This window comes from Kytococcus sp. Marseille-QA3725 (assembly GCF_054950055.1).
In genome coordinates, this window is the sequence record NZ_JBUCLA010000001.1 from 93,417 (window position 1) to 118,171 (window position 24,755).

General features: G+C 72.5%; 19 protein-coding genes, 1 tRNA gene and 1 pseudogene. 11 read left to right on the plus strand and 10 right to left on the minus strand.

What is annotated here, in order from left to right; translation table 11 throughout:
• The first annotated feature begins 2 nt into the window (after window positions 1-2).
• Complete coding sequence (gene menD / locus ACY8FT_RS00385; RefSeq protein WP_462416987.1) at window positions 3-1,979, plus strand: 2-succinyl-5-enolpyruvyl-6-hydroxy-3-cyclohexene-1-carboxylate synthase; 1,977 nt, start codon at window positions 3-5, stop codon at window positions 1,977-1,979.
• A gap of 109 nt (window positions 1,980-2,088) precedes the next feature.
• Here the strand turns inward: menD and ACY8FT_RS00390 are convergent, their stop codons facing one another.
• A complete protein-coding gene (locus tag ACY8FT_RS00390) occupies window positions 2,089-3,504 on the minus strand; it encodes an isochorismate synthase (RefSeq protein WP_462416988.1) in 1,416 nt (471 codons plus the stop codon).
• Between the two features lie 56 nt (window positions 3,505-3,560).
• Between ACY8FT_RS00390 and ACY8FT_RS00395 the strand changes: the two are divergent.
• Both ACY8FT_RS00395 and ACY8FT_RS00400 read left to right on the plus strand, forming a co-directional pair.
• Window positions 3,561-4,250: pseudogene (locus tag ACY8FT_RS00395) on the plus strand (demethylmenaquinone methyltransferase); the annotation flags it as partial.
• 264 nt (window positions 4,251-4,514) lie between these two features.
• Entirely contained in the window at window positions 4,515-5,489 is a 975-nt protein-coding gene (locus ACY8FT_RS00400) for a polyprenyl synthetase family protein (RefSeq protein ID WP_462416989.1), read from the plus strand.
• 209 nt (window positions 5,490-5,698) lie between these two features.
• On the opposite strand, the gene ACY8FT_RS00405 is transcribed toward ACY8FT_RS00400, so the two are convergent.
• From ACY8FT_RS00405 to ACY8FT_RS00415, 3 genes are all read right to left on the minus strand, one after another.
• Window positions 5,699-7,768, minus strand: a complete 2,070-nt coding sequence (locus ACY8FT_RS00405) for a PhoX family protein (RefSeq protein WP_462416990.1) — start codon at window positions 7,766-7,768, stop codon at window positions 5,699-5,701.
• 162 nt (window positions 7,769-7,930) lie between these two features.
• Entirely contained in the window at window positions 7,931-8,929 is a 999-nt protein-coding gene (rarD, locus tag ACY8FT_RS00410) for an EamA family transporter RarD (protein ID WP_462416991.1), read from the minus strand.
• Window positions 8,926-10,392 (minus strand): MFS transporter, encoded by a 1,467-nt coding sequence (locus ACY8FT_RS00415; RefSeq protein WP_462418368.1) that lies wholly within the window; start codon window positions 10,390-10,392, stop codon window positions 8,926-8,928. Before ACY8FT_RS00415 ends, rarD begins: the two co-directional genes overlap by 4 nt.
• A 58-nt stretch (window positions 10,393-10,450) precedes the next feature.
• Between ACY8FT_RS00415 and htpX the strand changes: the two genes are divergently transcribed.
• The 3 genes from htpX (at window position 10,451) to ACY8FT_RS00430 (ending at window position 14,693) form a co-directional block, all read left to right on the plus strand.
• Entirely contained in the window at window positions 10,451-11,308 is an 858-nt protein-coding gene (gene htpX, locus ACY8FT_RS00420; protein WP_462416992.1) for a zinc metalloprotease HtpX, read from the plus strand.
• A 140-nt stretch (window positions 11,309-11,448) separates the two neighbouring features.
• A complete protein-coding gene (gene pepN, locus ACY8FT_RS00425) occupies window positions 11,449-13,977 on the plus strand; it encodes an aminopeptidase N (RefSeq protein ID WP_462416993.1) in 2,529 nt (842 codons plus the stop codon).
• Complete coding sequence (locus ACY8FT_RS00430) at window positions 13,974-14,693, plus strand: YdcF family protein (RefSeq protein WP_462416994.1); 720 nt, start codon at window positions 13,974-13,976, stop codon at window positions 14,691-14,693. The genes pepN and ACY8FT_RS00430 overlap by 4 nt, the downstream gene beginning before the upstream one ends.
• A 121-nt stretch (window positions 14,694-14,814) precedes the next feature.
• On the opposite strand, the gene ACY8FT_RS00435 is transcribed toward ACY8FT_RS00430, so the two are convergent.
• Together ACY8FT_RS00435 and ACY8FT_RS00440 are read right to left on the minus strand one after the other, a co-directional pair.
• A complete protein-coding gene (locus ACY8FT_RS00435; protein WP_462416995.1) occupies window positions 14,815-15,456 on the minus strand; it encodes a hypothetical protein in 642 nt (213 codons plus the stop codon).
• A gap of 128 nt (window positions 15,457-15,584) precedes the next feature.
• Complete coding sequence (locus tag ACY8FT_RS00440) at window positions 15,585-16,088, minus strand: YajQ family cyclic di-GMP-binding protein (RefSeq protein ID WP_462416996.1); 504 nt, start codon at window positions 16,086-16,088, stop codon at window positions 15,585-15,587.
• 85 nt (window positions 16,089-16,173) lie between these two features.
• Between ACY8FT_RS00440 and ACY8FT_RS00445 the strand changes: the two genes are divergently transcribed.
• A tRNA-Tyr gene (locus tag ACY8FT_RS00445) sits at window positions 16,174-16,256 on the plus strand.
• A gap of 79 nt (window positions 16,257-16,335) precedes the next feature.
• Here ACY8FT_RS00445 and ACY8FT_RS00450 read toward each other — a convergent pair.
• Window positions 16,336-17,100 (minus strand): YoaK family protein, encoded by a 765-nt coding sequence (locus ACY8FT_RS00450; protein WP_462416997.1) that lies wholly within the window; start codon window positions 17,098-17,100, stop codon window positions 16,336-16,338.
• Window positions 17,101-17,176: 76 nt separating this feature from the next.
• Here ACY8FT_RS00450 and rocD point away from each other — a divergent pair, with 76 nt between their 5' ends.
• The gene (gene rocD / locus ACY8FT_RS00455) at window positions 17,177-18,430 is read left to right on the plus strand and encodes an ornithine--oxo-acid transaminase (RefSeq protein ID WP_462416998.1); all 1,254 of its coding nucleotides are present in this window, start codon (window positions 17,177-17,179) and stop codon (window positions 18,428-18,430) included.
• Window positions 18,431-18,561: 131 nt separating this feature from the next.
• Here rocD and ACY8FT_RS00460 read toward each other — a convergent pair whose 3' ends face one another.
• Window positions 18,562-18,876 (minus strand): metal-sensitive transcriptional regulator, encoded by a 315-nt coding sequence (locus tag ACY8FT_RS00460; RefSeq protein WP_462416999.1) that lies wholly within the window; start codon window positions 18,874-18,876, stop codon window positions 18,562-18,564.
• A gap of 109 nt (window positions 18,877-18,985) precedes the next feature.
• Between ACY8FT_RS00460 and ACY8FT_RS00465 the strand changes: the two genes are divergently transcribed.
• From ACY8FT_RS00465 to ACY8FT_RS00475, 3 genes are all read left to right on the plus strand, one after another.
• Entirely contained in the window at window positions 18,986-20,356 is a 1,371-nt protein-coding gene (locus ACY8FT_RS00465; RefSeq protein WP_462417000.1) for an MBL fold metallo-hydrolase, read from the plus strand.
• On the plus strand, window positions 20,353-21,156 hold the full coding sequence (locus ACY8FT_RS00470; protein ID WP_462417001.1) for a sulfite exporter TauE/SafE family protein: 804 nt from the start codon (window positions 20,353-20,355) through the stop codon (window positions 21,154-21,156). Before ACY8FT_RS00465 ends, ACY8FT_RS00470 begins: the two co-directional genes overlap by 4 nt.
• Before the next feature lie 72 nt (window positions 21,157-21,228).
• Window positions 21,229-21,873 carry a rhodanese-like domain-containing protein gene (locus ACY8FT_RS00475; protein WP_462417002.1) on the plus strand — a complete coding sequence of 215 codons (645 nt, stop codon included), beginning with the start codon at window positions 21,229-21,231 and terminating at the stop codon, window positions 21,871-21,873.
• 60 nt (window positions 21,874-21,933) lie between these two features.
• On the opposite strand, the gene ACY8FT_RS00480 is transcribed toward ACY8FT_RS00475, so the two are convergent.
• Both ACY8FT_RS00480 and ACY8FT_RS00485 read right to left on the minus strand, forming a co-directional pair.
• Window positions 21,934-23,934 carry an acyl-CoA dehydrogenase family protein gene (locus ACY8FT_RS00480; protein WP_462417003.1) on the minus strand — a complete coding sequence of 667 codons (2,001 nt, stop codon included), beginning with the start codon at window positions 23,932-23,934 and terminating at the stop codon, window positions 21,934-21,936.
• Window positions 23,931-24,620, minus strand: a complete 690-nt coding sequence (locus ACY8FT_RS00485) for a TetR family transcriptional regulator (protein WP_462417004.1) — start codon at window positions 24,618-24,620, stop codon at window positions 23,931-23,933. The genes ACY8FT_RS00480 and ACY8FT_RS00485 overlap by 4 nt, the downstream gene beginning before the upstream one ends.
• Window positions 24,621-24,755 lie beyond the last annotated feature (135 nt).

The following is a 24,755-nucleotide window of genomic DNA, read 5'->3' on the forward strand; positions in this document are numbered from 1 at the left end:
GAATGGGACACGTGAACCCGTCCGCCCTGGCTGCCCGCGTGATCGTCGACGAGCTCGTGCGCTGCGGCGTGCGTGAGGCCGTGCTGTGCCCCGGCTCGCGGTCGGCGCCCTTGGCCTATGCGCTCGCGGCGGCCGATGCGGACCAGGACGTGGCGTTGCGCCTGCACGTCCGCACCGACGAGCGGACGGCGGCATTCCTCGCGCTCGGGTTGGCGGCGTCGACGGGGCGGGTCGTGCCGGTCGTGACCACCTCGGGCACCGCCGTGGTCAACCTGCACCCGGCGATGCTGGAGGCCCACCACCAGCGGGTGCCCGTCCTGGCGCTCACGGCCGACCGGCCGCCGGAGCTGCGCGGTACCGGTGCCAACCAGACGACCACCCAGCCGGGGCTGTTCCGCGACGTGCGGTTGGCCGTCGACCTCGGGACACCGTCGGAGTCGGCCATCGGGGCTTCCTCGGGCGGCTCTGCAGCGCCCCCGGGGACCGGTACCGGGGGTGCTGCTGCCGGTGCCGCAGGGGCCACGGGCGCTGCCGCAGCGGTCGGAGAGGCGGCAGGGTGGCGCACCGTGGCGGACCGCTGCGTCGCCGCCGCAACCGGTGCCCTGGGCGGTGATGCGGGGCCGGTGCACCTCAACGTCCCGCTCCGCGACCCGTTGACCCCCGAGGTGGGGAGCGGGGCGGAGATCCCGCCCGGCCGACCGGGTGGAGAGCCGTGGACGACGGTGCCGCGCGCTGAGTCGGCCGCGTCGCTGCTGCGTGCCGCGGCGGGCCCACGCGTCGCGTCGGGCCCGCGCGGTGGGGTCTCTCCGCGTGCAGGGGAGCGGGGACACCCCTCCGGCCCGACCGGTGACGGCACCCTCGTCGCACGTCTGCCCGACGGTCCGGAGCGGACGCTCGTGCTGCTCGGTGACCTGGGGGAGCCCGCGCTGGCCCGGGCCGTCCAGGCGGGGGCCGTTGGGCGCGGCTGGCCCGTCGTTGCCGAGCCGTTCGGGCGGTTCGGTGGGGATACTGCGGTTCCCTGTGGTGTGCGGCTGCTCCAGGACGAGGAGTTCCTCGCCGCCCACACACCCGACATGGTGCTCGTGGTGGGACGGCTGACGCTGCACCGGGCGACCGGTGCCCTGCTGCGCCGCCCCGGTGTGCGGGTGGAGCTCGTGACCCCGGCGACCACCTGGCCGGACCCCGGGCACCGCGTCGAACGGGTACACCGCCTGGAGCTCGTGGAGACAGGAAGTGCCTGCTGTGGGGAGGCCCGGGGGGTTGCCCCTGGCCGGGAGGCGCACGACACCACCTGCCGTGGACGGGCGCAGGGGTCCGCCCCCGCTGGGGAGTCGCAGTGGACCGCCGCGTGGCACGAGGCCGGTGAGCGCGCCGTGCCGGCCACGCTGACGGGTACGGACACCGGTGTCGGGGTCCGGGGGCGGCCCGGTGGTGCACTCACGACGGCATCGGCAGCGGCCGTGGTCGCGGAGAGCACTCAGGGCCTGCTCCTCCTGGGGAGCTCTCGGGCGCCTCGATCGCTCGACCTGACCGTGGGCTGCCCCGGCCCGGGTGTCGCGGGCATCGTCGGCAACCGCGGCCTGGCCGGGATCGACGGGTGCCTGTCGACCGCCGCAGGCTGGGCCCTCACCCACGGGCCCACCACGGCACTGGTGGGGGACCTGACCTTCCTCCACGACGTCAACGCGCTCGCGATCGGCCCCGGTGAACCTCGGCCGGACCTCACGGTCGTGGTGCTGTCCGACGACGGCGGTGCCATCTTCTCCGACCTCGAGTACGGCCGGTCGCCGTGGCTCGACGCATCCGGGGACGAGGTGTTCCGCCGGGTGTTCACGACACCCACGGGGGTCGACGTGCAGGCCGTGGCGGCCGGATTCGGGGTACCGGCGACCACGGTGACCACTCCGGAGGGGCTCCGTGCCGCCCTGGGCGAGGCTCCCCACGGATTGCGGGTGGTGGAGGCGATGCTGGAGCCCTGAGCCCTGAGCCCTGAGCCCTGAGCATTGGGTCCGGGGGCCGGAGCAACACGGCTGACGGCCGTACCGCTGACCCGTCGGCTCGCCCGGGGTGAACTCCGTGCTCTGCCCCTCAGTCGCCCGACAGGGCCGAGCGCATGGGGGCGAGCTTCGCCCCGGTCTCGGCGTACTCGGCCTGTGGATCGGAGTCCGCCACGATGCCACCACCGGCCCACATGCGGATCCGCCGAGGATCCTGCTCGTCGACCCTCCCGGTCCGCAGCGCGATGCCGACGTCACCGTCACCGTTCGCGTCCATCCACCCGACCGGGCTGGCATAGCGCCCCCGGTCGCGGCCTTCCAGCTCCGCGATGAGCTCCAGCGCCACCGCCCGCGGCGTCCCCCCGACCGCAGCACTCGGGTGAAGTGCCCCCGCCAGGTCGAGCACCGTCGTCCCCGGCTCGGCCTGTCCGTCCAGGTCGCTCACGAGGTGGAAGACGTTCGGCAGCGTCAGCACCGCCGGGGAACGCGGTGCCACCACGGAGGTGCACAAGGGCGACAGACGCTCCACCACCGAGTCGACGGCGAACGTGTGCTCGGCCAGGTCCTTGCGGCTGCCCAGCAGGGCGTCCGCAGCGTGCTGGTCGTCCTCGACGTCCGCAGCCCTCGACGTGGTGCCGGCCAGCACTCGCGAGAACACGTGCCCGGCATCCAGCCGCACGAGCATCTCCGGCGTGGCCCCCACCAGCCCGTCCACCGCGAAGGCCCACGTGTCCGGATACGCGCCCACCAGCTGGGTGAGCAGCCACCGGAGGTCGAGCGGCTCGGCAGCCGTGGCCACCACGTCCCTGGCCAGCACGACCTTCTCTGCCCGCCCCTGCCGGATGGTGTCGACGCACCGCTGCACGACCCGCGGCCAGTCCTCGTCCGGGGTGTCGCCGGCTGCCTCGGTGAGGCCGGCCGGACGTCGGGGCGGGGTCCCGCACTCGCCGGGCAGGCCCGTGGTGTCGCCCTCGACAGAGATCCCGCCGTCGACGGTGGCTCCAGCGACCGCGCCGCCGACAGTGACGCCCTCCGCGCCGCCAACCGCGCCGCCCTCGGTGTCCACGGCCTCGATCCGGGTCACCCAGGCGACGTCCCCCTTGAGCCCGACGACGACCTCCGGCACCACGAGGGTGGATCCAGCCGGGGAGTCATCGCTGAACGCCATCGACGCCCAGGCCACCAGCCCCGCCCCTCGAGGGAGGTGCCCCTCGGGCCCGCTCACCTCGGCCACGGAGGTCAGGGCGCTCCACCAGTCACCGAGCGTCCGCCACCGGTCGGCCACCTCGGGTCCGACGGTCCGCGAGGCCGCCCGCCCCCAGCCGACCATGCCCTCCCGGCGCCGCACCCAGGCCACGACGTCACGTGCCGGCACGTCGGGCAGCACCCGCCCCAACGACACCCCGTCGGCCGGGTGCAGCTCCGTACGCACCCGCAGCCGCGGGACGGGAGCGCTGCCGGACGAGGGGCCCCCAGCGGGGTCGGAGAGGTGCGAGTGCGGGTTCATCGCGGGTGAGCGTATCCACCCGTCGCGCTCCACGGGCGGGGTGGGAGACTGGTCCCATGAGTCGCGCCAGCCTCGCGAAGGACCCTTCGCACGTCTCCTCGATGTTCGACCAGGTCGCCCCGCGGTACGACCGCACGAACGACATCCTGTCGATGGGGCAGGACCGCATCTGGCGTCGCGCCGTCACCCGCGAGATCGACCCCCGCCCGGGCATGCGCGTCCTGGACCTCGGGGCCGGCACGGGGACCTCGAGCGAGCCACTCGCCGACGCCGGTGCGGACGTGGTGCCCGCCGACTTCTCCGAGGGCATGCTCGCCGAGGGGCGCCGTCGTCGCCCCGACCTCCCGTTCACGCACGCCGACGCGATGGACCTGCCCTTCGAGGACGCCTCCTTCGACGTCGTCACCATCAGCTTCGCCCTGCGCAACGTCGCCGATCCTGCCGTCGCCCTGCGGGAGATGGCCCGGGTCACCCGCCCCGGCGGTCGACTGGTGCTGTGCGAGTTCTCGACCCCGACTGTCACTCCCTTCCGGACGGTCTACGAGCGCTACCTCATGAAGGCCCTGCCGGCGATCGCGAGCAAGGTCTCGTCCAACCCCGAGAGCTACCACTACCTGGCCGAGTCCATCGAGGACTGGCCCGACCAGCTCGGTGTCCGTGACCTGGTCGCCTCCGCGGGCTGGGCCGACGTGCGCTGGCGCAACCTGACGGGGGGCGTGGTGGCCCTGCACACGGCCCGCCGTCCGCAGGGCCCCGGTCCGGTGGCAGTGACGCGGACCGGGGCCGCGGGCACGCAGGAGAGCACCCCGGCGGCCGTTGCACCCCTCGGGGACGCCGCGCTGCGCGGCACCCCGGCCACCGGCGCTCCCCGTGGGGACAGGACGCCGGAGGGCGGTCCGGCTCTCGGCACACCCCGAGGGGCCAGCACGGACGAGCGTCCCGCCTCGGGTGATACTGACCCCCGGTCCGGCCACCCGGCCGGCTGACCCATGGACACCCGAGGACGGACTGTGACCGAAGCGCGCCCCGACGCTGCCCTCCAGGGCGTGTCCACCGGGCTGGAGAAGGTGGACGCGCTGCTGCACGACGTGACGCGCCACGACGACCCCTTCATCGCCGAGGCGTCCACCTACCTCATGGACGCCGGCGGCAAGCGCTTCCGTCCCCAGCTGACGCTGCTCGTCTCGCAGCTGGGCCACGGGGTGACCCCCGAGGTCGTCAAGGCCGCCGCCGCGGTCGAGCTCGTGCACCTGGCCTCGCTGTACCACGACGACGTCATGGACGAGGCTGCCCTGCGCCGCGGCGTCCCGAGCGTCAACGCCCACTACGACAACGCGACCGCCGTGGTGGTCGGCGACCTGCTCTTCGGTCGCTCCTCCGCGCTGGTGGCCGAGCTCGGCCCCGAGGCGGTCCGGCTGCAGGCCGAGACCTTCGTCCGGCTGTGCTCCGGCCAGATCCGCGACGAGCGCCCGGTGCCCGAGGAGGCCGACCCGGTCGAGCACCTGCTCGGTGTCCTCGCCGACAAGACCGGTGCCCTGGTCTCGCTGGCCTCGCGCTACGGGGCCATGCTCGGCGGGTGCGACGAGGAGACGGTCGAGCTCATGGCCCGGTACGGCGAGCGCCTCGGGCTGGTCTTCCAGCTGGCCGACGACGTCCTCGACGTCGCCTCGGATGCCGAGGAGTCCGGCAAGGTGCCCGGCACCGACCTGCGCGAGGGCAAGGCGACGCTGCCCGTGCTCTTCGCCCGACGCAGCACCGACCCCGAGGGTGCCCGCCTCCGCGAGCTCCTGGCCGGCCCCGTCCCCGAGGAGGACCTGCCCGAGGCGGTGGAGCGGCTACGGGCCCACCCGGCCCTGGCGCAGGCCCGGGAGCTCACGCTCCAGCACGCCCGGACGACCGAGGAGATGCTCTCCGGCCTGGGCGAGGGCGAGGTGCCCGACGCACTGCGGCAGCTCGTGCACGCCGTGGCCGACCGCGTGGCCTGAGCAGCGCCCGCCCGCACGAGCGCACCCACGGGCCGGTCGCGTCGTCGGGCGCCGCCGCCGGCCGCGGACACTGACCATCAGGCGGGGACGCCGCCTCTTGGGCGAGGGAACCGCCGCCAGACGCGGAGCCTGCCCCCTCAGGCGCTCCCCACAGACGAACGAACGGCCCGCTCCCCTCGGGGAGCGGACCGTTCGGCGTCGTGCGCGGGTCAGCCGAGGAGCGAGCCGATCTGGGTCTGGGCGTTGCCGAAGGCGGAGCCGCCGGCCACACCGGTGTCGATGATCGGGCCACCCTCGGAGCGCTTCACCTCGACGACGGCCGGACGCGGCTGCCCGTGCTCGTCGTAGGGGAAGACGGACACCGGGTTGGCCGGGGAGGCGCCGTCGGCCTCACCCGGGTGCTGCACGGCGACGAACACCGAGGTGCCGTCGGCGCCGATCCACGGGCCACAGCACTCGGCAGCGGCCGGGACGGACAGGAACTGCTGCAGCTTGCCGCGGTCCTCGCCCTCGACCGGCATGATGTACAGGCCGTCGCAGTGACCCAGGCCGTCGGGCATGCCGTCGGTCGCGATCCACAGGTTGCCCTTGGAGTCGAAGGCCACGTTGTCCGGGCAGGAGATCGGCGCCACCTGGGACTTGTCGTAGCCCGCGAAGTAGGTGGTCGGGTCGTTCGGGTCACCGGCGATGAGCACCAGCATCCACTGGAACTCCTCGGCCGTGTGGTCGCCACCGGCCTCGGTGATCTCGATGACGTGACCGTGCTTGTTCTCCGGGCGCGGGTTGGCCTCATCGATCTCGGAGGGGGAGCGCTTGTCGTTGTTGGTCAGCGCGGCGTAGATGCGGCCGTTCACCGGGTTCGGCTCGACGTCCTCCGGGCGGTCCATCTTGGTCGGGCCCACCTTGTCGGCGGCCATGCGGGTGAAGACCAGCACCTCCTCGACGGACATGCCGTCGACCATGGACTTGCCGTTCTTCACCAGCGGGATCCAGGTGCCGGTGCCGTCGCAGACGCCGTCCTCCATGCCGTCGCCGGTGAACTTGGCGACGTAGAGGTCACCGTCCTCCAGCAGCTTCATGTTGTGCTTCTTGTTCCCCTCCACGTACTTCTTGCGGGAGACGAACTTGTACATGTAGTCGTAGCGCTCGTCGTCGCCCATGTAGACCACGGCGTGGCCGGAGTCGGCGATGATCGTGTTGCCGCCCTCGTGCTTGAAGCGGCCCAGGTTGGTGTGCTTCACCGGGGTGGAGTTCGGGTCGCTCGGGTCGATCTCGACGATGTAGCCGAAGCGGTGGGCCTCGTTGGGCTCGGCGGCCATGGAGAAACGGTCCTCGACCTTCTCCCAGAGGAAGCGGCCCTCGTCGCCCATGCCGTAGCGCTCGATCTCCTCGGCCATTTCGGCGGGGGCGTCGGCGGCGGCGAAGTAGCCGTGCCAGTTCTCCTCGCCGGAGAGGATGGTGCCCCAGGGGGTCAGACCACCGGCGCAGTTGTTGTTGGTGCCCAGGGCGAGCTTGCCGGTCTTGTCCGCGGAGGTCTTCAGCAGGTCGTGGCCGGCGGCCGGGCCGTCGATCGCGAACTCGGTGTGCATGTCGATGCGGCGGTTCACGGGGGAGGTCAGGTCGTGCTCGTAGAACGAGTCGGCGTCCTTGCGCTTCAGACCCAGGACCGTCAGGCCGTGGGCGGCCATCGTGGTGCGGATCTGCTCGTCGGTCAGGTCCTCGCCGTCGGCGACGGACTGCCACATGAGCTCGGGGTTCACGTACTCGTTGTTGAAGCCGAGGATGGCGGTGTTCTCACCGGTGGGGATCACGGTGACGAAGTCCGCGTTGTAGCCGACCTGCTCCTTCTGGGCGGCCTCGGACTGCGCGTTGAAGTCGAAGGCGGGGCCACCCTTGCGGATGGGGTCACCCCAGGCGGCGGTGGTGTTCCACTCGAAGCCCTTGGGGACGCGCAGCTCGTCGACGTCGGCCGGGGTCGGGGCGATGCCCTCGAAGCCCAGGACCTTGGCACCCTCGGCCTGGACGTTGGCGGCCTGCGCGGACGGCATCTTGGCGTTCGCGGTCGCGACGGCGGCGGCCAGACCCAGACCACCGGCGGCCAGCACCTGACGGCGGGAGGCGCCCTCGGCCACGACGTCACCGAAGTAGGCGTTGTCGGAGGTGTTGGGGGTGGGCTGCGAGCACTGGTCCGCACAGCGGTACTTGCAGGTCATGGACTGACGGCCACCGGTGAGCGGCTGGGTCAGCAGGGGCAGGAGGCGACGGCCTTCGTTGCGCATTCTCTCTCCACAGGGATTCGAGGGTGGTGGTCGGGATGGGACATCCCGTCTGTGGACAGTAGGTGCGACACATTGAGCCCGGGTGGTTCCTCCGTGAACTCCAGGTGACCACCGTGTGACGGGTCAAGGGGAACAGGGCGGCAGTCCGCGGGATCCGGACCCTCAGGTGCCGGTGATGCTGCTCGCCGCACGGGCCAGGCGGTCGTGGCGGCGTCGCCGGGCCGCCGCCAGGACCATGTCCACCATGAGCACCACGAGGGCGCACCACACCATCGCGAAGCCGATCCACCGGCTCGCCGGCATGGTCTCGCCCATGAGCAGCACACCGACCAGCAGCTGCAGCACGGGCGTGAGGAACTGCAGCAGGCCGATGGTCACGAGCGTGACGCGCGAGGCCGCTGCCGCGAAGAGCAGCAGGGGGATCGCCGTGGCGACACCGGCCGACGCCAGCCAGAGCGCGTGTCCCACTCCGTGCCCGGTGAAGGTCTGGTGCGTCACCGTCGACCCGGGTGGGGAGAGGGCGAGCCACACCAGGATCGCGACGGCCACGGGGGTCAGGGCGACCGTCTCGGTGGTCAGGGAGTGCAGTGCGCTGACGGATGCCCCCACTCGCTTCTTGAGCAGTCCGTAGGTGGCGAAGCTCAGTGCCAGGGCGAGCGAGATCCACGGGGGCTGCCCGTAGTCGACGGTGAGGTACACGGCCGCCACGGTCGCGATGCCGACGGCGACCCACTGCAGGCGCCGCAGCCGTTCCCGCAGCAGCACGACGCCGATGACCACCGTGGCCAGGGGGTTGAGGAAGTACCCGAGCGCCGCCTCGGTGACGTGGCCGGTGGTGACCGCAGCGACGTAGACGGTCCAGTTGATGCCGATGGTGAGGCCCGCGGCCGTCATCGTGAGGCCGCGTCGGGTGTCGCCGAACAGGGAACGGACGGCACCGAGCTGCCCCAGCACGCCCAGGAGGACCAGGCACAGGAGCAGCGACCAGAGCACCCGGTGGGCGAGGATCTCCCACGGACCGGCCGGTGCGAGTGCGGCGAAGTACAGCGGGAAGGCGCCCCAGAGCAGGTAGGCGCTGAACCCGTAGGCCACCCCACCGCGCCCCGGGGCCCCACCGGAGGAGGTCGCCGAACGCGCGGACGGGGCGGAGTGCCGGCTCATGTCGTGGTCCCCTCACGTGCTCGCTGCTTCCCGGGCTCCTGGTGCTCCCGCTGTTCGCGGCGCTCCCGCTGCAGGTCCACCACGCTGACGGCCAGGGCGAGGCCGGCGAGCACCACGATGGTGAGCAGGGTGACGCGGAAGGAGTCCGACCAGTCGTGGCCGGCGTCGAGCATCGCGAAGAGGACACCGGGCACCAGCGCGGTGCCGACCGCCGTCCCGACGCGCTGGCCCAGCGACATCAGGCCACCAGCCACCCCGCCCTGCCGGGTGTCCATGGCCTGGAGGGTCAGGGTCGTGTTCGGGCTGACGACGCTGCCCTGCCCCAGGCCGATGAGCACCGCGGCGAAGGCGGCGGTCCACCACGGCAGGCGCCCGGACTCGATGAAGGGGGTGAGCACGGCCAGGAGCAGCAGGGCGCTCATGACGACCAGGAAGCCACCGATGACCAGGCGCCGCCCCCAGCGCAGCACGCGGCGGCCTGCGAACTGGGCGGAGGCGCCGGCCGCGAACGAGGCCGGCAGGAGCACCAGGGCGGCCGCGAAGGCACTGTGGCCCAGGTGCATCTGCATCCACAGCGGGATGACCAGGAAGATGCTCGTGGCCCCGAGGAAGTGGATGGACACCACGGCGATGCCGTTGCGGAAGGGCTCGCTGCGGAACAGGTCGAGGTCCACCACGGGGGAGCGGCCGCGGGCACGGTAGACGCGCTCCCAGACCAGGAAGGCGCCCAGCAGGAGCAGTCCGAGGAGCAGCGGCCCCCAGGTGAGCAGCCCGCCCCGTCGCTCGACGAAGGGGAACATCACCGTCAGCACCGTCAGCCCGAGCAGCACCGTGCCCAGCGGGTCCAGGTCGGGGCGCGATCCGCGGGCGGCCCGGTCGTCCGGCACCCAGCGGGGGGCCAGCACCATGGTCAGCACACCGAGCGGCACGTTGAGCGCGAACATCCACCGCCACCCGGCCTCCGGCCCCAGGACCTCGATGAGGAAGCCACCGACCACCGGGCCCACCGCGGTGGCCAGCGCGACGGTGGTGGCCATGGTGGCGAAGGCGCGGGCCCTTGCCTCGCCGCGGAAGTGCTGCTGGATGAGTCCGATGGTCTGCGGGTTGATGAGCCCGGAGCCGAGCCCCTGCAGCACGCGGGACAGGTTGAGCAGCCCGGGGCCGGGCGCGAGCGCCGCACCCAGGGACCCGAGGGTGAACAGGGCGACACCCAGCACCAGCAGCCTGCGACGGCCGATCTGGTCCCCGAGGCGCCCCGCGGGCACCAGGAGCACGCCGAACGCGAGGGCGTAGCCGGAGACGACCCACTGCAGCTGCGACGTGCCGGCCCCGAGCGACTCGCCGATCGGTGCCAGTGCGACGTTGACCACGGACACCGCCACCAGGGCCATGAACAGCGGGACGAGCAGGACCGTGAGCAGCCTCCAGTCCGTCGACCTGGCGGAACTGGTGGGGGAGGGCATCACCCGAGCAGTGTACGAACCGGGTCCGACACCCCCCCCGCGGTGGCAGAATCCGGGCATGCGGAACCACCACAACGGCCTGAAGACCGTGCTGCTGTTCTCCCTGATCTGGGCGCTCTTCCTGGCTCTGGGAGCGTTCGTCGGGGGCGGTCGCTTCATCTGGCTGTTCGCCCTGTTCGGGGTGCTCTCGACGGCGTACACCTACTGGAACTCCGACAAGCTCGCCATCCGTGCGATGCGGGCGCAGGAGGTGGGTCCGGCCCAGGCGCCGGAGATGCACCGCATCGTGACCGAGCTGTCGACGGCGGCGGGGCAGCCGATGCCGCGCCTGTACGTCTCGCCGACCTCGGCCCCCAACGCCTTCGCCACCGGACGCAACCCGAACAACGCGGCGGTCTGCTGCACCGCCGGCATCCTGCAGCTGCTCGACGAGCGGGAGCTCCGTGGCGTCCTCGGCCACGAGCTGATGCACGTCTACAACCGGGACATCCTCACCTCCGCCGTCGCCTCGGCGATCTCCGGCGTCATCACGTCGGTGGCGCAGATGCTCCTGTGGTTCGGTGGCGGGCAGGAGCGGCCGAATCCGCTGGCCCTGCTGGCCATGGCCGTGCTCGCGCCGCTGGGCGCCACCGTCATCCAGCTGGCCATCAGCCGCACCCGTGAGTTCGACGCCGACGAGGACGGGGCCCGCCTGACCGGTGACCCGCTGGCGCTGGCCAGCGCGCTGCGCCGGATCGAGCAGGGGGCCTCGGCGCGACCGCTGCGCCCCGAGCCCCGGCTGGAGAGCGTGAGCCACATGATGATCGCGAACCCGTTCCGCGGCAGCGACGTCGCGCAGCTGTTCTCGACCCACCCGTCGATGGACCAGCGGGTGGCGCGGCTGGAGGCGATGGCGCGCCAGGGGCAGCGCGTCTGACCCACCACGTCTGATCCGCCCGCGCCCGACCCGCCCCGTCTGATCCATCGTGCGGGTGGGCTCCCGGCCGGGCCGACCCACCCCGTCCGACCGGCGGGCGGGGTGGCCCGGGGATCACCTCGCGGGGCAGGATGGCCCGCATGCCTGCGCTGACCCGTGACGAAGCCCTGGCCCGTGCCGCCCTCCTGGACGTGGAGTCGATGAAGGTGGAGCTGGACCTCACGACCAGTGCGCGGACCTTCGAGTCCGAGACCACGATCGTGTTCCACGCCGACGCTCAGGCCGACACCTTCGCCGACCTGAAGGCGGTGGACGTCCACGAGATCGAGCTGGACGACGTGGTGCTGGACCCGGACACCGTCGTCGACGGGCGGCTGCCGCTGACCCTGGCCAAGGGGACGCACACGCTGACGGTCCGCGCCACGATGGCCTTCTCCAACGACGGGCAGGGCCTCCACCGCTCGGTCGACCCGGCCGACCAGCTCGAGTACGTGTACGGCCACCTGTTCCTGGACGCTGCGCCCACGGTCTTCGCCTGCTTCGACCAGCCCGACCTCAAGGCCCCCTACGACGTGCAGGTCAAGGCGCCGGAGGAGTGGGTCGTCACGGGCAACGGCGACCCCCGGCACCTGGGGCACGGCCTGTGGGAGCTGGCCACCACCGAGCCGCTGTCCACCTACTTCGTCACCGTCTGCGCCGGTCCGTACGTGCAGCAGCGCGACACCTGGCGGGGGCCGGACGGGCAGGTCGTGCCGCTGGTGCTCCACGCCCGGGCCTCGCTGGCCGACCAGCTCGCCGACCAGGCACCGCAGATGCTCGAGGTCACCCGGCAGTGCATGAGCTACTTCCACGAGCTCTTCGGCATCGACTACCCGTTCGGGGAGTACCACCAGGTGTTCGTGCCGGAGTTCAACGCCGGGGCCATGGAGAACCCCGGCTGCGTCACCTTCCGGGACCAGTACGTGTTCCAGGGCGCGATCACCCGGGAGGACCTGCTGACGCGGTCGAACACCATCGCCCACGAGATGGCCCACATGTGGTTCGGCGACCTGGTGACGCCGGTCTGGTGGGACGACCTGTGGCTCAACGAGTCCTTCGCCGAGTACATGGCCCACCGGGCGTGCGTGGACGCGACGGAGTTCACCGAGGCGTGGGTGGACTTCGGCATGGCGCGCAAGCCGTGGGGGTACGCGGCCGAGCGCTCACCCTCCACCCACCCGGTCGCCGGCGCGCCCACCCCGGATGGGGACACCGCGCTGCAGAACTTCGACGGCATCAGCTACGCCAAGGGCGCCTCCGCGCTGCGGCAGCTCATCGAGTGGCTGGGGGACGACGCCTTCATCGCGGGGGTGCGGGACCACCTGACCCGTCACGCGCACGGCAACGCGACCCTCGCGGACTTCCTGGGCTCGATGGAGCGGGCCTCCGGCCGCGACGTGGAGGGCTGGGCCCGGGCTTGGCTCGAGACCGCCGGCCTGGACCGCCTGTCGGTGGAGCTCACCACCCGGGACGACGCCGACGGTGTGCCCGTCATCGACACCGCGACCCTCGTGCGCTCCCAGCCGGACGGTGCGGGCGGGGACGCCCCGGACCGGCCGCACGCGCTGACCGTCTCGGGGTGGACCGACGGCGACCGCGCCTGGACCACCGAGGTGCAGGCGGACGCTGACCGGGTGGACCTGCCCGAGCTCGCCGGCCGTCCGGTGCCGCGGCTCGTGGTGCCCAACGCGGCCGACACCACGTGGGCCACGGCCGTGCTCGACGAGGCCTCGCGCGCCGCACTGCCCGAGCAGCTGCCGCAGGTCGACGACCCGGCCACCCGCGCGATGCTCTGGGCCTCCCTGTTCGAGGCCGTGGCCGAGGGGGAGGCCGACCCCCGCCACCTGGTGCGGGTCTTCGCGACGGCCTTCCCGCAGGAAACCGATGCCTCGATCCTGGCGGTCGCGGGGGCCCAGGCCGCCCGGACCGTCCGGACGATGGTGCCGCAGTCGGAGCGGGAGCCGCTGCTGGCCGCGCTCGCCGCTGCTGGACGCACCCGCAGCGCTGCCGCCGAGCCGGGCACGACCGGCGCGTGGCTCGGCGCCCGCGTGGTGGCCGGGTGCTCCGACGACCCCGACGAGCTGCGTCGCTGGGCGCGTGGGAGGAACCTCCCGAAGGGCCTGGACGCGGACAACGACTTCCGCTGGCTGGCGGTCAAGCGCCTGTCGCAGCTGGGCGCCCTGGACGGTGAGCTGGAGCTCATGGCGACGCACGACACCTCGCTGAGCGGCCGTCTCTCCGCGCTCATGGCCCGGGCAGCACGACCGACCGAGGAGTCCAAGGCCGAGGCCTGGGCGGAGCTCGCCGGCCGGGAGTCCGGCCGCAGCAACTACGAGCGCAACAACCTCGCGCAGGGCTTCTGGTCCTCCGGCGACCAGGACCTCCTGACGCCGTACGTCCAGCGCTACCTGGCCGAGATCCCCGCCCTGTCGGGGGTGCTGGGTGAGGACGCCCTGGCCCGGGTGGCACAGTTCGCCTTCCCGCTGCAGGTACCGACCGCCGCCACCGCCGACCAGGTGGACGCGGTGCTCGGAGGTGGCGCCGTCTCGCCCGCGGTCCGACGGAGCATGGTCGACCAGCGCTCCGTGCTCGGTGAGGTCATGCGCTCGCAGGCCCGGTACGGCGCATGAGCCCGCGCCCCGGTGGACGCACACCGGTGGACCGGGTCCTCGCTGCTCTGGTGCGGGCGGGCGTGTACGTGGCCTCGCTGCCGGGGGAGCTCACGCACGCCGTCGCACATCGGCTGGCGGCCGCGCCCGCTCCGAAGCGTCGTGGGGTGCGGCTGGGCGGAAGGTCCCCGGGCACCGCCTCGGTCGTGGAGGGCGACATCGGCCGGCTGGGCCTGGTCGTGCTCGGCCGCCCCAGCGGTGTGGGCGGCGCGGTCCACGGGCTGCAGCACCTGCGGGTGCTCGCGGCCGTCCGGACCGCGGCGGCCCACCCCGGCCCCGTGCGGGTGGTCTTCACCGGGTGGGCCGGGGTCCGCGAGACCGACAGGGACCGGTCCGAGGCGGCGGTCATGGCCGAGCACGCCGCGTGCCTGGGACTGCGTGCCGAGGAGGTGCTGCTGGAGGAGGAGTCCTCCACGACCTTCGAGAACGTCCGCAACGCGCTGCCGCTGGTGGAGGACTGTGCCCACATCGCGTCCGCGAGCAACGCCTCGCACGCCCTGCGGGCCCGCCGGCACGTCGCGCAGCTGCGGCCCGATCTGGCGCCGCGGCTGGTGCGTGCCGATGACCACCGGTGGTTCGAGGCGCCCGGGTCGGCCCTCCGCTCGGCGGTCTTCGAGTGGGGGATGTGGCTCCGGTACGGCTTCACCGACCCCCGGGTTCCGGCCTCGCGCCGGTGAGCCGCCCAGCTTCTGCGCCCTCGCCGTGGAGCGCTCGGCCACAGGCGGATGGGGAAGACGCAGTTGCCGGCCTCCCAGAGGGAGACCGGCACCTGCGGGAGCCGTCAGGGACGGCGATGGATCACGGGCAGACGGTGCCCACCGGCGACTGGTACGTGATGGTGGTGCCGTCGCTCAGCTCGGCGGTCACGTTGGTGAAGTAGTCGACGCAGTTGCCGGACCCGGCGGCCATGCCGGCCAGCTGCGGGTAGTTCACGGCGAACTGGCCGAGGTCGCTGCTGGTGAAGTTCTGGCAGGGACCGGCCTGGTCGGTGTAGGTGCCGGAGCCGGCCACGGCGTCGTCCCAGCTGAAGGTCAGGTCCCAGGCTTCGCGGCTCGTGCCGTCCGGGAAGGCGATGCTGTCGCCGGCGTAGGAGTTCTGCACGGAGTCCGACCAGCCGGCGCCGGGGCCGGTGCTGCCGTCGGTGGCACCGGGGGCGGCGACGCATTCGATGACGTACTTCTGGGTGATGGAGGTGACCGTGACGCCGTCCGGCAGGTTGGTCAGGGTGACGGTGCCGCCCATCAGGAACTGGACGTCGGTGGCGGTCGTGCCGGAGGTGTCGGCGTTCAGGTTGGCCGCGCCGGTGGTGCTCGGCTCGGTGGTGCAGGTGGTCGAGGCGGCGACCGCCGGGGCGGCAGCGGCGACGGTGACGGCCGGGGCGGCCCAAGCGGCGCCGCGCACGATGTGTCGGCGCGAGATCCCGGAGGTGTTGTGCGACACGACGGATCTCTCTCGTTCGAGGGATGGGGAGGACGTCTGCGTTCGGGTAGTACCGACCCCTGTCATCCCCGAATCTCCGCCCGGAGGAGGAGCGTCTGGCCGCTCTGTGTGTGCTGCCCGGGCGCCCCTCAGCGGTAGTTGACGAACTGGAGCGCCGCGTCCACCTCGTCGTTCGCGCGCAGGGCCCGCTGCACGGCCTGGAGGTCGTCCCGGCTCTTGGAGCTCACCCGCAGCTCGTCGCCCTGGATGACGGCCTTCACGCTCTTGCCGAACTCGTCGCGGATCTGTTTGGAGAGGCGCTTGGCGTCCTCCTGGCTGAGCCCCTCCTTGAGCGCGCCGTCCAGGCGGTACTCCTTGCCGGAGGCCTTCGGCTCCGGCTCCTCGCCGAAGTCCACCGACTTCAGGGACACCCCGCGCTTGACCAGCTTGGTCTGCAGGACGTCGAGCACAGCCAGGCAGCGCTCGGCGGAGTTCGCCCGCAGGGTGAGGGAGTCGCCGGTGAGTTCCACCGACGCCCCGACGTTGCGGAAGTCGTAGCGGGTGCTGATCTCCTTGGCTGCCTGGTTGACCGCGTTGTCCACCTCCTGGCGGTCGACCTTGCTCACGACGTCGAACGAGGACTCGCTGGCCATGGGGGCTCCTGTCGTCGAGGGGCCGCCGTGACGACCCCGGTTTGTCCGATGAAGGGTAGGACGGCTAGTATCCAGCCCGCAGTTTGGCAGGTTGTCCGAGCGGCCAATGGAAGCGGACTGTAAATCCGTCGGCGAAAGCCTACGCAGGTTCGAATCCTGCACCTGCCACGCACGAGACCCCCGAGGACCTGGTCCTCGGGGGTCTCCTTCGTTCTCAGGGGGCGCCGTCCCTCGGGCCGCTCCGGGGTCAGCGCGAGGAGCGGTCGCGGGCGGCACGCAGGTCGTCGGCGATCGGGAACGACGCGAGCACCAGCAGCAGCGCCGCCGGCGGCACCACGGCCCGGTAGCCGATGGCCAGCCCCGTCACCGCCCCGGCCAGCCCGCCCAGCACGAAGGCCAGGACGAGGGTGAGGTGCAGTGCCATCCGCTGCCGGTCGGCCCGCACCGGGTCGGGGTCGTCCGGTGGGTTGCGGTAGAGCAGCTTGCCCAGCTCGATGCCGAGGTCGGTCACCATCCCGGTGACGTGGGTGGTGCGGATGGTGGCGCCGGTGACCTTGGTGATGACGGCGTTCTGGAGCCCCATCGTCCAACAGAGCACGGCCACCACCACCCAGCCGTGGCCCCACCCGGTGACGGTGTCGGCCAGCAGCCCCACGAGCAGCATCGCCAGGGCCTCCACGACGAGGATCACCGCGAACCGGCTGTCCACCCGGCGGCGGCGCAGCCAGTTGAACAGCAGGGCGCACATGGCCGCCCCCACCACGAACGAGGCGATGCCCAGGGCCGCGAGCAGCGCCAGGGGGTGGTTGCCGAGCACCAGCTGGTCGGCGAGCGTGGCCGTCAGCCCGGTCATGTGCGAGCTGTAGAGCGCCACCGCCAGGAAGCCCACCGAGTTCAGCATCCCGGCGGTGAAGGCCAGCCCGGCGGCCAGGTTGCGGTTGTTGGTGGCAGTCCGCTCCGGTCCGGCGATGTGGCGCAGGTGGTCCCGGAGGCGATGGAGGGTGGGGAGCACTGCCGGACGGTAACAACGCCGCCCGTCGGTGGGGGGGGATTCGTCGCCGACCGGCACTCCGCCGTAACGTGGAGGCATGACCCAGACCGTGAAGCCTGTCGACCTGCCCAGCGAGAACAACTCCACCGACCCGCAGTGGTACATCCGGATGGAGGACGAGCACGCGGCCCACAACTACGGCCCGCTGCCCGTCGTGCTGGCCGAGGGCCACAACGCCCGCGTGACCGACGTCGCCGGCAAGACCTACATCGACGCCCTGGCCGGCTACTCGGCCCTCAACTTCGGCCACGGCAACGAGCGCCTCGTGAAGGCCGCCCGTGAGCAGCTGGAGAAGATGACGCTCACCTCGCGCGCCTTCCACTCCGACCGCCTCGGCCCGTTCACGCGCGACCTCGCCGCACTGACCGGCAAGGACATGGTCCTGCCCATGAACACCGGTGCCGAGGCCGTCGAGACCGCCATCAAGATCGCCCGCAAGTGGGGCGTGGACGTCAAGGGCGTCGAGAACGGCAAGCAGCACATCATCGTGATGGACGGCAACTTCCACGGCCGCACCACCACCATCGTCAGCTTCTCCACCGACGACGAGGCCCGCGACGGCTTCGGCCCGTACGCGCCGGGCTTCAGCGTCGTCGAGTACGGCAACGCGCAGGCGATCCGCGACGCGATCACCCCGGACACCGTCGCCGTCATCCTGGAGCCGATCCAGGGCGAGGGCGGCGTCGTGATCCCGCCGGAGGGCTACCTGGCCGAGGTCCGCGAGATCACCCGCGAGAACAACGTGCTCATGGTCTGCGACGAGATCCAGTCCGGCCTTGGCCGCACCGGCACGACGCTCGCCTCGCAGTACGAGGGCGTCGAGGCCGACATGTACACCCTCGGCAAGGCCCTCGGTGGCGGCATCGTCCCGGTCTCGGCCGTCGTGGCGAACGGGGACGTCATGGGCGTCATCACCAAGGGCACCCACGGCTCGACCTTCGGTGGCAACCCGCTGGCCTGCGCCGTGGGCCACGAGGTCGTGAAGATGCTGGCGACCGGCGAGTTCCAGCAGGCGGCCGCCGAGCGCGGCAAGCAGCTGGCCGAGGGCCTCGAGGCGCTGGTCGGCAAGGGCCTGGTCGCCGTCCGCACCCGCGGTCTGTGGGCCGGTCTGGACATCGACCCCGCGCTGATGACCGGGCGCGAGGCCTGCGAGAAGCTCATGGAGAACGGCGTGCTGGCCAAGGACACGCACGGCTCCACCATCCGCCTCGCCCCGCCGCTGACCGCGACGGCCGAGGACATCGACGCCATCATCGAGGCGGTGCGCAAGGCGCTGGGCGCCGAGGGCTGACAAACCCCTGCGCCGTGAGAAACGGGCCGGACCACATCGTGTGGTCCGGCCCGTTTCGTCGTCGTGCGGGTGCCAGGGGCAGGTGCAGGGGGGGAAGGGGTGGGCTCGGGGGAGCGAACAGGGATGGGGCCTCAGGTCAGGGCCAGGAAGAGCTTCTCCATCTGGGCCATGGTCATCCGCGACTCGGCGGCCTCCTCCGGGGTGGCCTTCTCCCCGGCGGCCTCCTCCGGGGCCTCGCCGGCGGGGTTGACCAGGCAGTACCGCATGCCGGTGGCCACCAGCGTGAAGCCGGCCCGGTCGATGGCCTTGGTGGCCGCCGCGAGCTGGGTCATGACGGCGCGGCAGTCCTGTCCCTCCTCGAGCATGCGGATGACGGCGTCGAGCTGGCCGCGCGCACGGCGCAGGCGGTTGAGCGCGGCCTTGGTGTCCTCGGCGGGCAGTTGCACGGTTCCTCCTGGTGGCTGGGAAGGCCCATCGTATACCCCTCCCCCTATTTGATCGTTGTACCCCCAGGGGTATACGTTCAAGTCATCAGCCACGACGAAAGGCAGGCTCATGCAGATCGAGATCATCGAGACTCCGTCCCTGGGCGACCGCAGCTACCTGGTCCACGACGGTGAGGTGGCCCTGGTGGTCGACCCGCAGCGCGACATCGACCGCGTGCTGGAGGTCGCCCAGCGCGCCGGTGTGCGCATCACCGACGTGGCCGAGACCCACATCCACAACGACTACGTGACCGGTGGGCTCGCCCTGGCCGAGAAGCTGGGCGCGACCTACTACGTGAACGCCGAGGACGAGGTGTCCTTCGAGCGCCGGGGAATCCGCGACGGTGAGGAGTTCACCGTCGGCTCGATGACCGTGCGGGCCATCCACACCCCCGGTCACACCTTCACCCACCTGTCCTACGCGGTGACCCCCGCCGACGACTCAGACCCGGCGGTCTTCACCGGCGGCTCGCTGCTCTTCGGCTCCACCGGCCGCCCGGACCTGCTCGGTCCGGACCACACCGAGGCGCTGGCCAACTACCAGTACGACTCGGCCCACCGCCTCATCGAGGAGCTGGCCGAGGAGACCCAGATCATGCCCACGCACGGCTTCGGGTCCTTCTGCTCCGCCACCCAGACGGAGGGCGACAGCAGCACCATCGGTGCCGAGAAGCGGCAGAACCCGGTCATGATGCAGGAGCGCGACCAGTGGCTGGCCGAGCTGTACGACGGGCTCACTGCCTACCCGGCCTACTATCGCCACATGTCACCCGCCAACGCGGCCGGTCCGAGCGCCGCCGACCTGTCGCGTCCGGAGCGGGCCGACCAGGACGTCATCGCCGAGGCGCTGGCCGCCGGCCACTGGGTGGTCGACCTGCGCTCGAAGAAGGCTTTCGCCGAGAGCCACGTCGAGGGCACGATCGGCATCGACCTCGAGGGGCAGTTCGCCACCTACCTCGGTTGGCTCATCCCCTGGGAGACCCCGGTGCTGCTGCTCGGCGAGAGCGGCGAGCAGGTCGACGAGGCCGTGCGCGAGCTCTCCCGCATCGGCATCCAGGAGACCATCCAGGGGCAGGCCACCGGGTCGCCGGCGGACTGGGCCGACGGTGAACTCCAGAGCTTCCCGCGGGCGACCTTCGCCCAGCTGCGGGACGCCCGGCACCACAAGGAGGTGACCGTCCTGGACACGCGTCGCGACGACGAGTGGGAGGCCGGCCACCTCGAGGGCGCCCAGCACTTCTCCCTGCTGGAGATGGGCGAGCTGAAGGTCAACACCCCGGTGGAGGGCCTGGACGCCGAGCACGAGTACTGGGTGCACTGCGCCGGAGGCTTCCGCGCCTCGGTGGCCTCCTCGCTGCTGGCCCGCGCCGGCTACCGCGTGGTCGCCATCGACGACTCCTTCGACAACGCCACCGACAGCGGGCTGGCGATCGTCCAGTGAGCTGGTTGGTCGCCCTCGGCGTCGGCGTCCTCGTGGGGCTCCTGATGGGGTCCCTCGGGGGCGGCGGGGCGATCATCGCCATCCCCGCCCTCATCTACCTGGTGGGGCAGAGCCCCTACGAGGCCTCGACGTCCTCGCTGGTCATCGTCGCCCTCACGGGCCTGGTCGGTGTCATCCAGCACCATCGCGGCGGACGCGTCGCCTGGGGTGTGGGGCTGGCCTTCGGCCTCCTCGGCATCGCCGGGTCGGCCGCCGGGGCGTACGCCTCGGCCGTCGTGCCCGAGAGGGTGCTCATGACGAGCTTCGGCCTGCTGCTGCTGGTCGTGGCGGTGCTCATGTGGCGCCGTGCCCGCGCCGGTGGGCGACGCGCCGGGGCCGATGACGCCGACGCCCCGCCCCTGCTCACCCTGCGGCCGTTTTCGGTGAACGCCTCCCGGGTGGTGCCGGTCCTGCTGGCGGCCACCGCGGTCGGCTTCCTCACCGGCTTCTTCGGGGTCGGCGGCGGGTTCGCCGTGGTGCCGGCCCTCACCCTGGTGCTCGGCCTGCCGATGCGGCGCGCGGTCGGCACCTCGCTGCTGGTCATCATCATCAGCAGCCTCTCGGCCCTGGTCGTGCGGGCCACCAGCGGGCTCGAGCTCGACTGGCCGCTGGCGCTCACCTTCGCAGGGGCCGCCATGGCGGCCAGCCTGGTCGGTGGTCGCATCGGCCAGGCTGTCTCACCGCATCGACTGCAGGCAGCCTTCGCGGTGCTGCTCGTGGCCGTCGCCCTGGTCACGCTGCTGGAGACCGTCCTGGCCTGAGGCGTCGGTCTTCGACTCCTCGCCCCTCCCCGTCACCACTCCCTCACATCCCATCCCCCTCAGGAGGCCCCCATGACCACCCAGAACACCACCACCCAGAACACCGCGCCCGCCAGCCGCGAGAACTCGGCGCCGTCCGAGATCGCCGTCGCCGAGCTGCGCCGCAGCCTCTCGGGTGCCCAGAAGCCCTTCCTGCTCGACGTGCGCACCGACGGTGAGTTCGGCGCCGGGCACGTCCCCGGCGCCGTGCTGCTGCCGCTGCACCGAATCCAGGAGGACCCGCAGAGCGTTGCCCGCGAGCTGGGCGCCTGCGGCGAGCTGGTCGTCATCTGCCAGTCGGGCAACCGCGCCACCACCGCCGCCCAGGAGCTCGCCCCGCACCTGTCCGCGGGCACGAGCCCGCAGGTGCTGGCAGGTGGGATGAACGCCTGGGAGCAGGCCGGTGGGGAGACCCGTGAGGGATCGGGCACCGGCGTGTGGGACATGCAGCGCCAGGTCCGCTTCGCCGCGGGCTCCATGGTCCTGGCGGCCGTGCTGGCCTCCGTCAAGGCCCCGGCGGTCAAGTGGGCCGCCGCCGGTGTGGGTACCGGCCTGGCCGTGTCCGGCGTGACCGGCGCCTGCCCGATGGCCTCCGGTCTGGCCAAGATGCCGTGGAACCGCGGCACCACGCTGGAGGACGGCCTGTGCGCCGTCCGGGAGCGTCACCAGGGCCGCTGAGGCCCGCTGCCCGCAGGGGCCGGCACCGGTGTGACCGGCTCCGGGCCCCGCGTCGTGTGCTCAGCCCGGCAGCCCGGCGTCGTCCTGCCCGTCCAGCAGGGTGCTGGCCAGCCAGCCGTCGGGGATCGAGAACGCGTCCACCAGCAGGCGGGCACGGGGGCGCAGGCCTTCGCACAGCGCGTTCACCGTGGCCGTGACGGCCTTGGACTTCGCCGGCCGCAGGTGCTCGTGCTCCAGGAACCAGGCCGCGTTCTCCTCGATCACGCCCAGTGCGTACAGGTCGCACAACTGGTCCAGCAGCTCGGCCGCCTGAGGGTCCTCGCACTCCCGGACCTGCTGGGCGAAGGCCTCCAGGACCACCCGGTCCACGTGCGCCCGGGCGGCCAGGAGCAGGTGGTCCTGCACGTCGTTGAAGGCGGCGAACTCCTGCGCGGGGGTGTCCCGGTCGGCGCGCCGCATCCGGGCCGCCGCGGTCTCCAGCAGGTGCTTCTCCCGGAAGTCGAAGCACTCCACCTGCCAGGCGCGGTCCATCACCACGTCCTCGGGGTCGCGCCCTCGGGCCACCTCCACGAGGCGGTTGGCGAAGCCCTTCGCGGCGGTGCGCTCGATGAGCACGCCCGAGAACTGCGTGGCGCCGAAGCGGAGCATGCCGGTCATGTTGAGCGAGCCGATGGCCTTGCCGTAGTTCGTCAGCAGCCCCTTGGCCACCAGCTGCCAGAGCACGGTGTTGTCGCCCTCGAAGGTGGCGAACACGTCCGCGTCGGCCCTGCGTCGCGTGATGCCCGAGGTGGCCATGTAGCCGGCCCCGCCGCACGCCTCGCGCGTCAGCTGCAGCACCCGGTTGGCCTCCTCGGTCTGCAGGGCCTTGAGCCCGGCCGCCCGGGACTCGAGCTCGCGCTGCGCCCGCTCGTCCCGCTCCAGCGGCGCGAGGCGCTGCACCTCCTCGAGCGTCTCCACGAGCTCGGCCTGCGCGAGGGCCAGGGCGTAGCTGCGGGCGATCGCGGGCAGCAGCTTGCGCTGGTGGGCGCGGTAGTCCAGCAGCGTCACCTCCCCGTCGGGCCCCTCGAACTGGCGCCTCTCCTCGGCGTAGCGGGTGGCGATGACCAGTGCGGAGCGGGCCGCGGCGCTGGCCCCGCCGCCGACGCTCACCCGGCCGCGCACCAGGGTGCCCAGCATCGTGAAGAAGCGACGGCCGGGGGAGTCGATAGGGGAGCTGTAGCGCCCCTGCTCGTCCACCGCGCCGAACCGGCTCAGCAGGTTGGTGCGGGGGACGCGGACGGAGTCGAAGGCCAGGGTGCCGTTGTCCACTCCCGCGAGGCCGCCCTTGTGGCCGTTGTCGCCGATGGTCACGCCGGGCGCGGCGCCACCCGAGCCGTCACGGACGGGGACGACCACCGCGTGGATGCCCCGGCGCGTCGGGTCGTCGCTCTCGATGCCGGCGGGCAGCGAGTCGTCGTCCGGCGTCACGAGCTGCGCGAAGACGACCGCCAGCTGCGCGTCCCGCGCGGCGTTGCCGATGTAGGTCTTGGTCGCCGCCCGGGTGGGCGAGTGCACGACGAGCTCGTCGGTGGCCCGGTCGTGGGTGGCGGTGGTCTCCAGCGACTGGACGTCCGAGCCGTGGCCCACCTCGGTCATCGCGAAGCTGCCGAGGAGGGTGCCCGCAGCGACGTCGGGCAGCCAGGTGGCGTGCTGGTCCTCGGACCCCAGGTTGGCGATGGCCCCGCCGAAGAGCCCGAACTGCACGCCCACCTTCACGGCCAGCGAGAGGTCCAGCGCTGCGATCGTCTCGAACGCGGCCACCGACTCGCCGATGTCGCGGCGCCCGTCGGACCGCCCGTCGCCGGTCGGTCGGGGGTCCGCCCCGGTCAGCCCCTGCCGTGCGAGGGCCAGCAGGGCCCGGGTGGTGACCTCCCGCTCCTGCTCCAGGTCGGCGTCCGGCGGGGCCTGCACGGTCCGTGGGTCGACGGTCTCCCGCAACCGCTGCCGCACCCCTGCCCACCGGCCGTCCAGCAGCTCGGTGAGGGTGGCGCGCAGGCTGGCGTCCGTCGGCTCGGTGCTCATCGGGTCCCCTCCCGGGGCACCTCCGCGCCGAGGGCGTCGAAGCGGGCGCCGAAGAGCTCGGCCACCTCGTGCACGAGCTGCTGGCGCGGCGGCCGGTCCTCGCGGGTGACCCAGTCCTCGCATATGAAGCGCACGAAGCCCACCAGACCGTGGGCCAGCGTGCGCGCGGTCTCGTCGGTGACGGCAGTGCCGGCCCCCGTCCCGGCGGTGGCGCGCAGCAGGTGCCCCATCACCGGGGTGAGGCGCTCGCCCATGCGGCTGGACATGCCGGCCACCGGGTCGTCCCCGTCGGTGTCGTTCAGGGGGCGGGTCACCACGAAGCGGTAGATGGACGGGTCCCGCTCGACCAGCGCGAGATAGGACTCGGTGATGGCGGCGATGAGGGTGCGGGGGTTCTGCTGCGCGCCCGCCCGCTCGCTGGCGGCGGCCATGCCGCCCCACACGACCGCGTCGACGGACTCGATGACGGCGCGCCAGGCGCCGGCGCGGTCCCCGAGGTGCCGGTAGAGCACGGTGCGGGAGGTGCCGGCCTCGGTCGCGATCTCCTCCATGCCGATGCCGGGGCCCTGCTTCCGGATAGCGCGCAGGGCCGCCTGCGTGAGCTCCACCCGGCGGCGCGCGCGGTGCGCGTCCCACCGGGTCGTGCGGCCGTCGACGCGGTGGGGCGCGGGCTGGTCCGGTGTCATGCGGGTCAGGGTAGTCGTCCCGAACTGTATGTGAAACGCCGTGTACCTGTTAATGTCGAGGCAGACCCTCCCGGATCATCGCCGACGGCCCCTGCGGCCCGGCCCCGATCCTCCGGGAAGCGCCCACCGAGCAGG

Coding starts and splice junctions, on each gene's coding strand:
- menD (WP_462416987.1), top strand. CDS start 3: ATGGGACACGTGAACCCGTCCGCCCTGGCTGCCCGCGTGATCGTCGAC.
- ACY8FT_RS00390 (WP_462416988.1), bottom strand. CDS start 3,504: ATGAACCCGCACTCGCACCTCTCCGACCCCGCTGGGGGCCCCTCGTCC.
- ACY8FT_RS00405 (WP_462416990.1), bottom strand. CDS start 7,768: ATGCGCAACGAAGGCCGTCGCCTCCTGCCCCTGCTGACCCAGCCGCTC.
- rarD (WP_462416991.1), bottom strand. CDS start 8,929: ATGAGCCGGCACTCCGCCCCGTCCGCGCGTTCGGCGACCTCCTCCGGT.
- ACY8FT_RS00415 (WP_462418368.1), bottom strand. CDS start 10,392: ATGCCCTCCCCCACCAGTTCCGCCAGGTCGACGGACTGGAGGCTGCTC.
- htpX (WP_462416992.1), top strand. CDS start 10,451: ATGCGGAACCACCACAACGGCCTGAAGACCGTGCTGCTGTTCTCCCTG.
- pepN (WP_462416993.1), top strand. CDS start 11,449: ATGCCTGCGCTGACCCGTGACGAAGCCCTGGCCCGTGCCGCCCTCCTG.
- ACY8FT_RS00430 (WP_462416994.1), top strand. CDS start 13,974: ATGAGCCCGCGCCCCGGTGGACGCACACCGGTGGACCGGGTCCTCGCT.
- ACY8FT_RS00440 (WP_462416996.1), bottom strand. CDS start 16,088: ATGGCCAGCGAGTCCTCGTTCGACGTCGTGAGCAAGGTCGACCGCCAG.
- rocD (WP_462416998.1), top strand. CDS start 17,177: ATGACCCAGACCGTGAAGCCTGTCGACCTGCCCAGCGAGAACAACTCC.
- ACY8FT_RS00465 (WP_462417000.1), top strand. CDS start 18,986: ATGCAGATCGAGATCATCGAGACTCCGTCCCTGGGCGACCGCAGCTAC.
- ACY8FT_RS00475 (WP_462417002.1), top strand. CDS start 21,229: ATGACCACCCAGAACACCACCACCCAGAACACCGCGCCCGCCAGCCGC.
- ACY8FT_RS00480 (WP_462417003.1), bottom strand. CDS start 23,934: ATGAGCACCGAGCCGACGGACGCCAGCCTGCGCGCCACCCTCACCGAG.
- ACY8FT_RS00485 (WP_462417004.1), bottom strand. CDS start 24,620: ATGACACCGGACCAGCCCGCGCCCCACCGCGTCGACGGCCGCACGACC.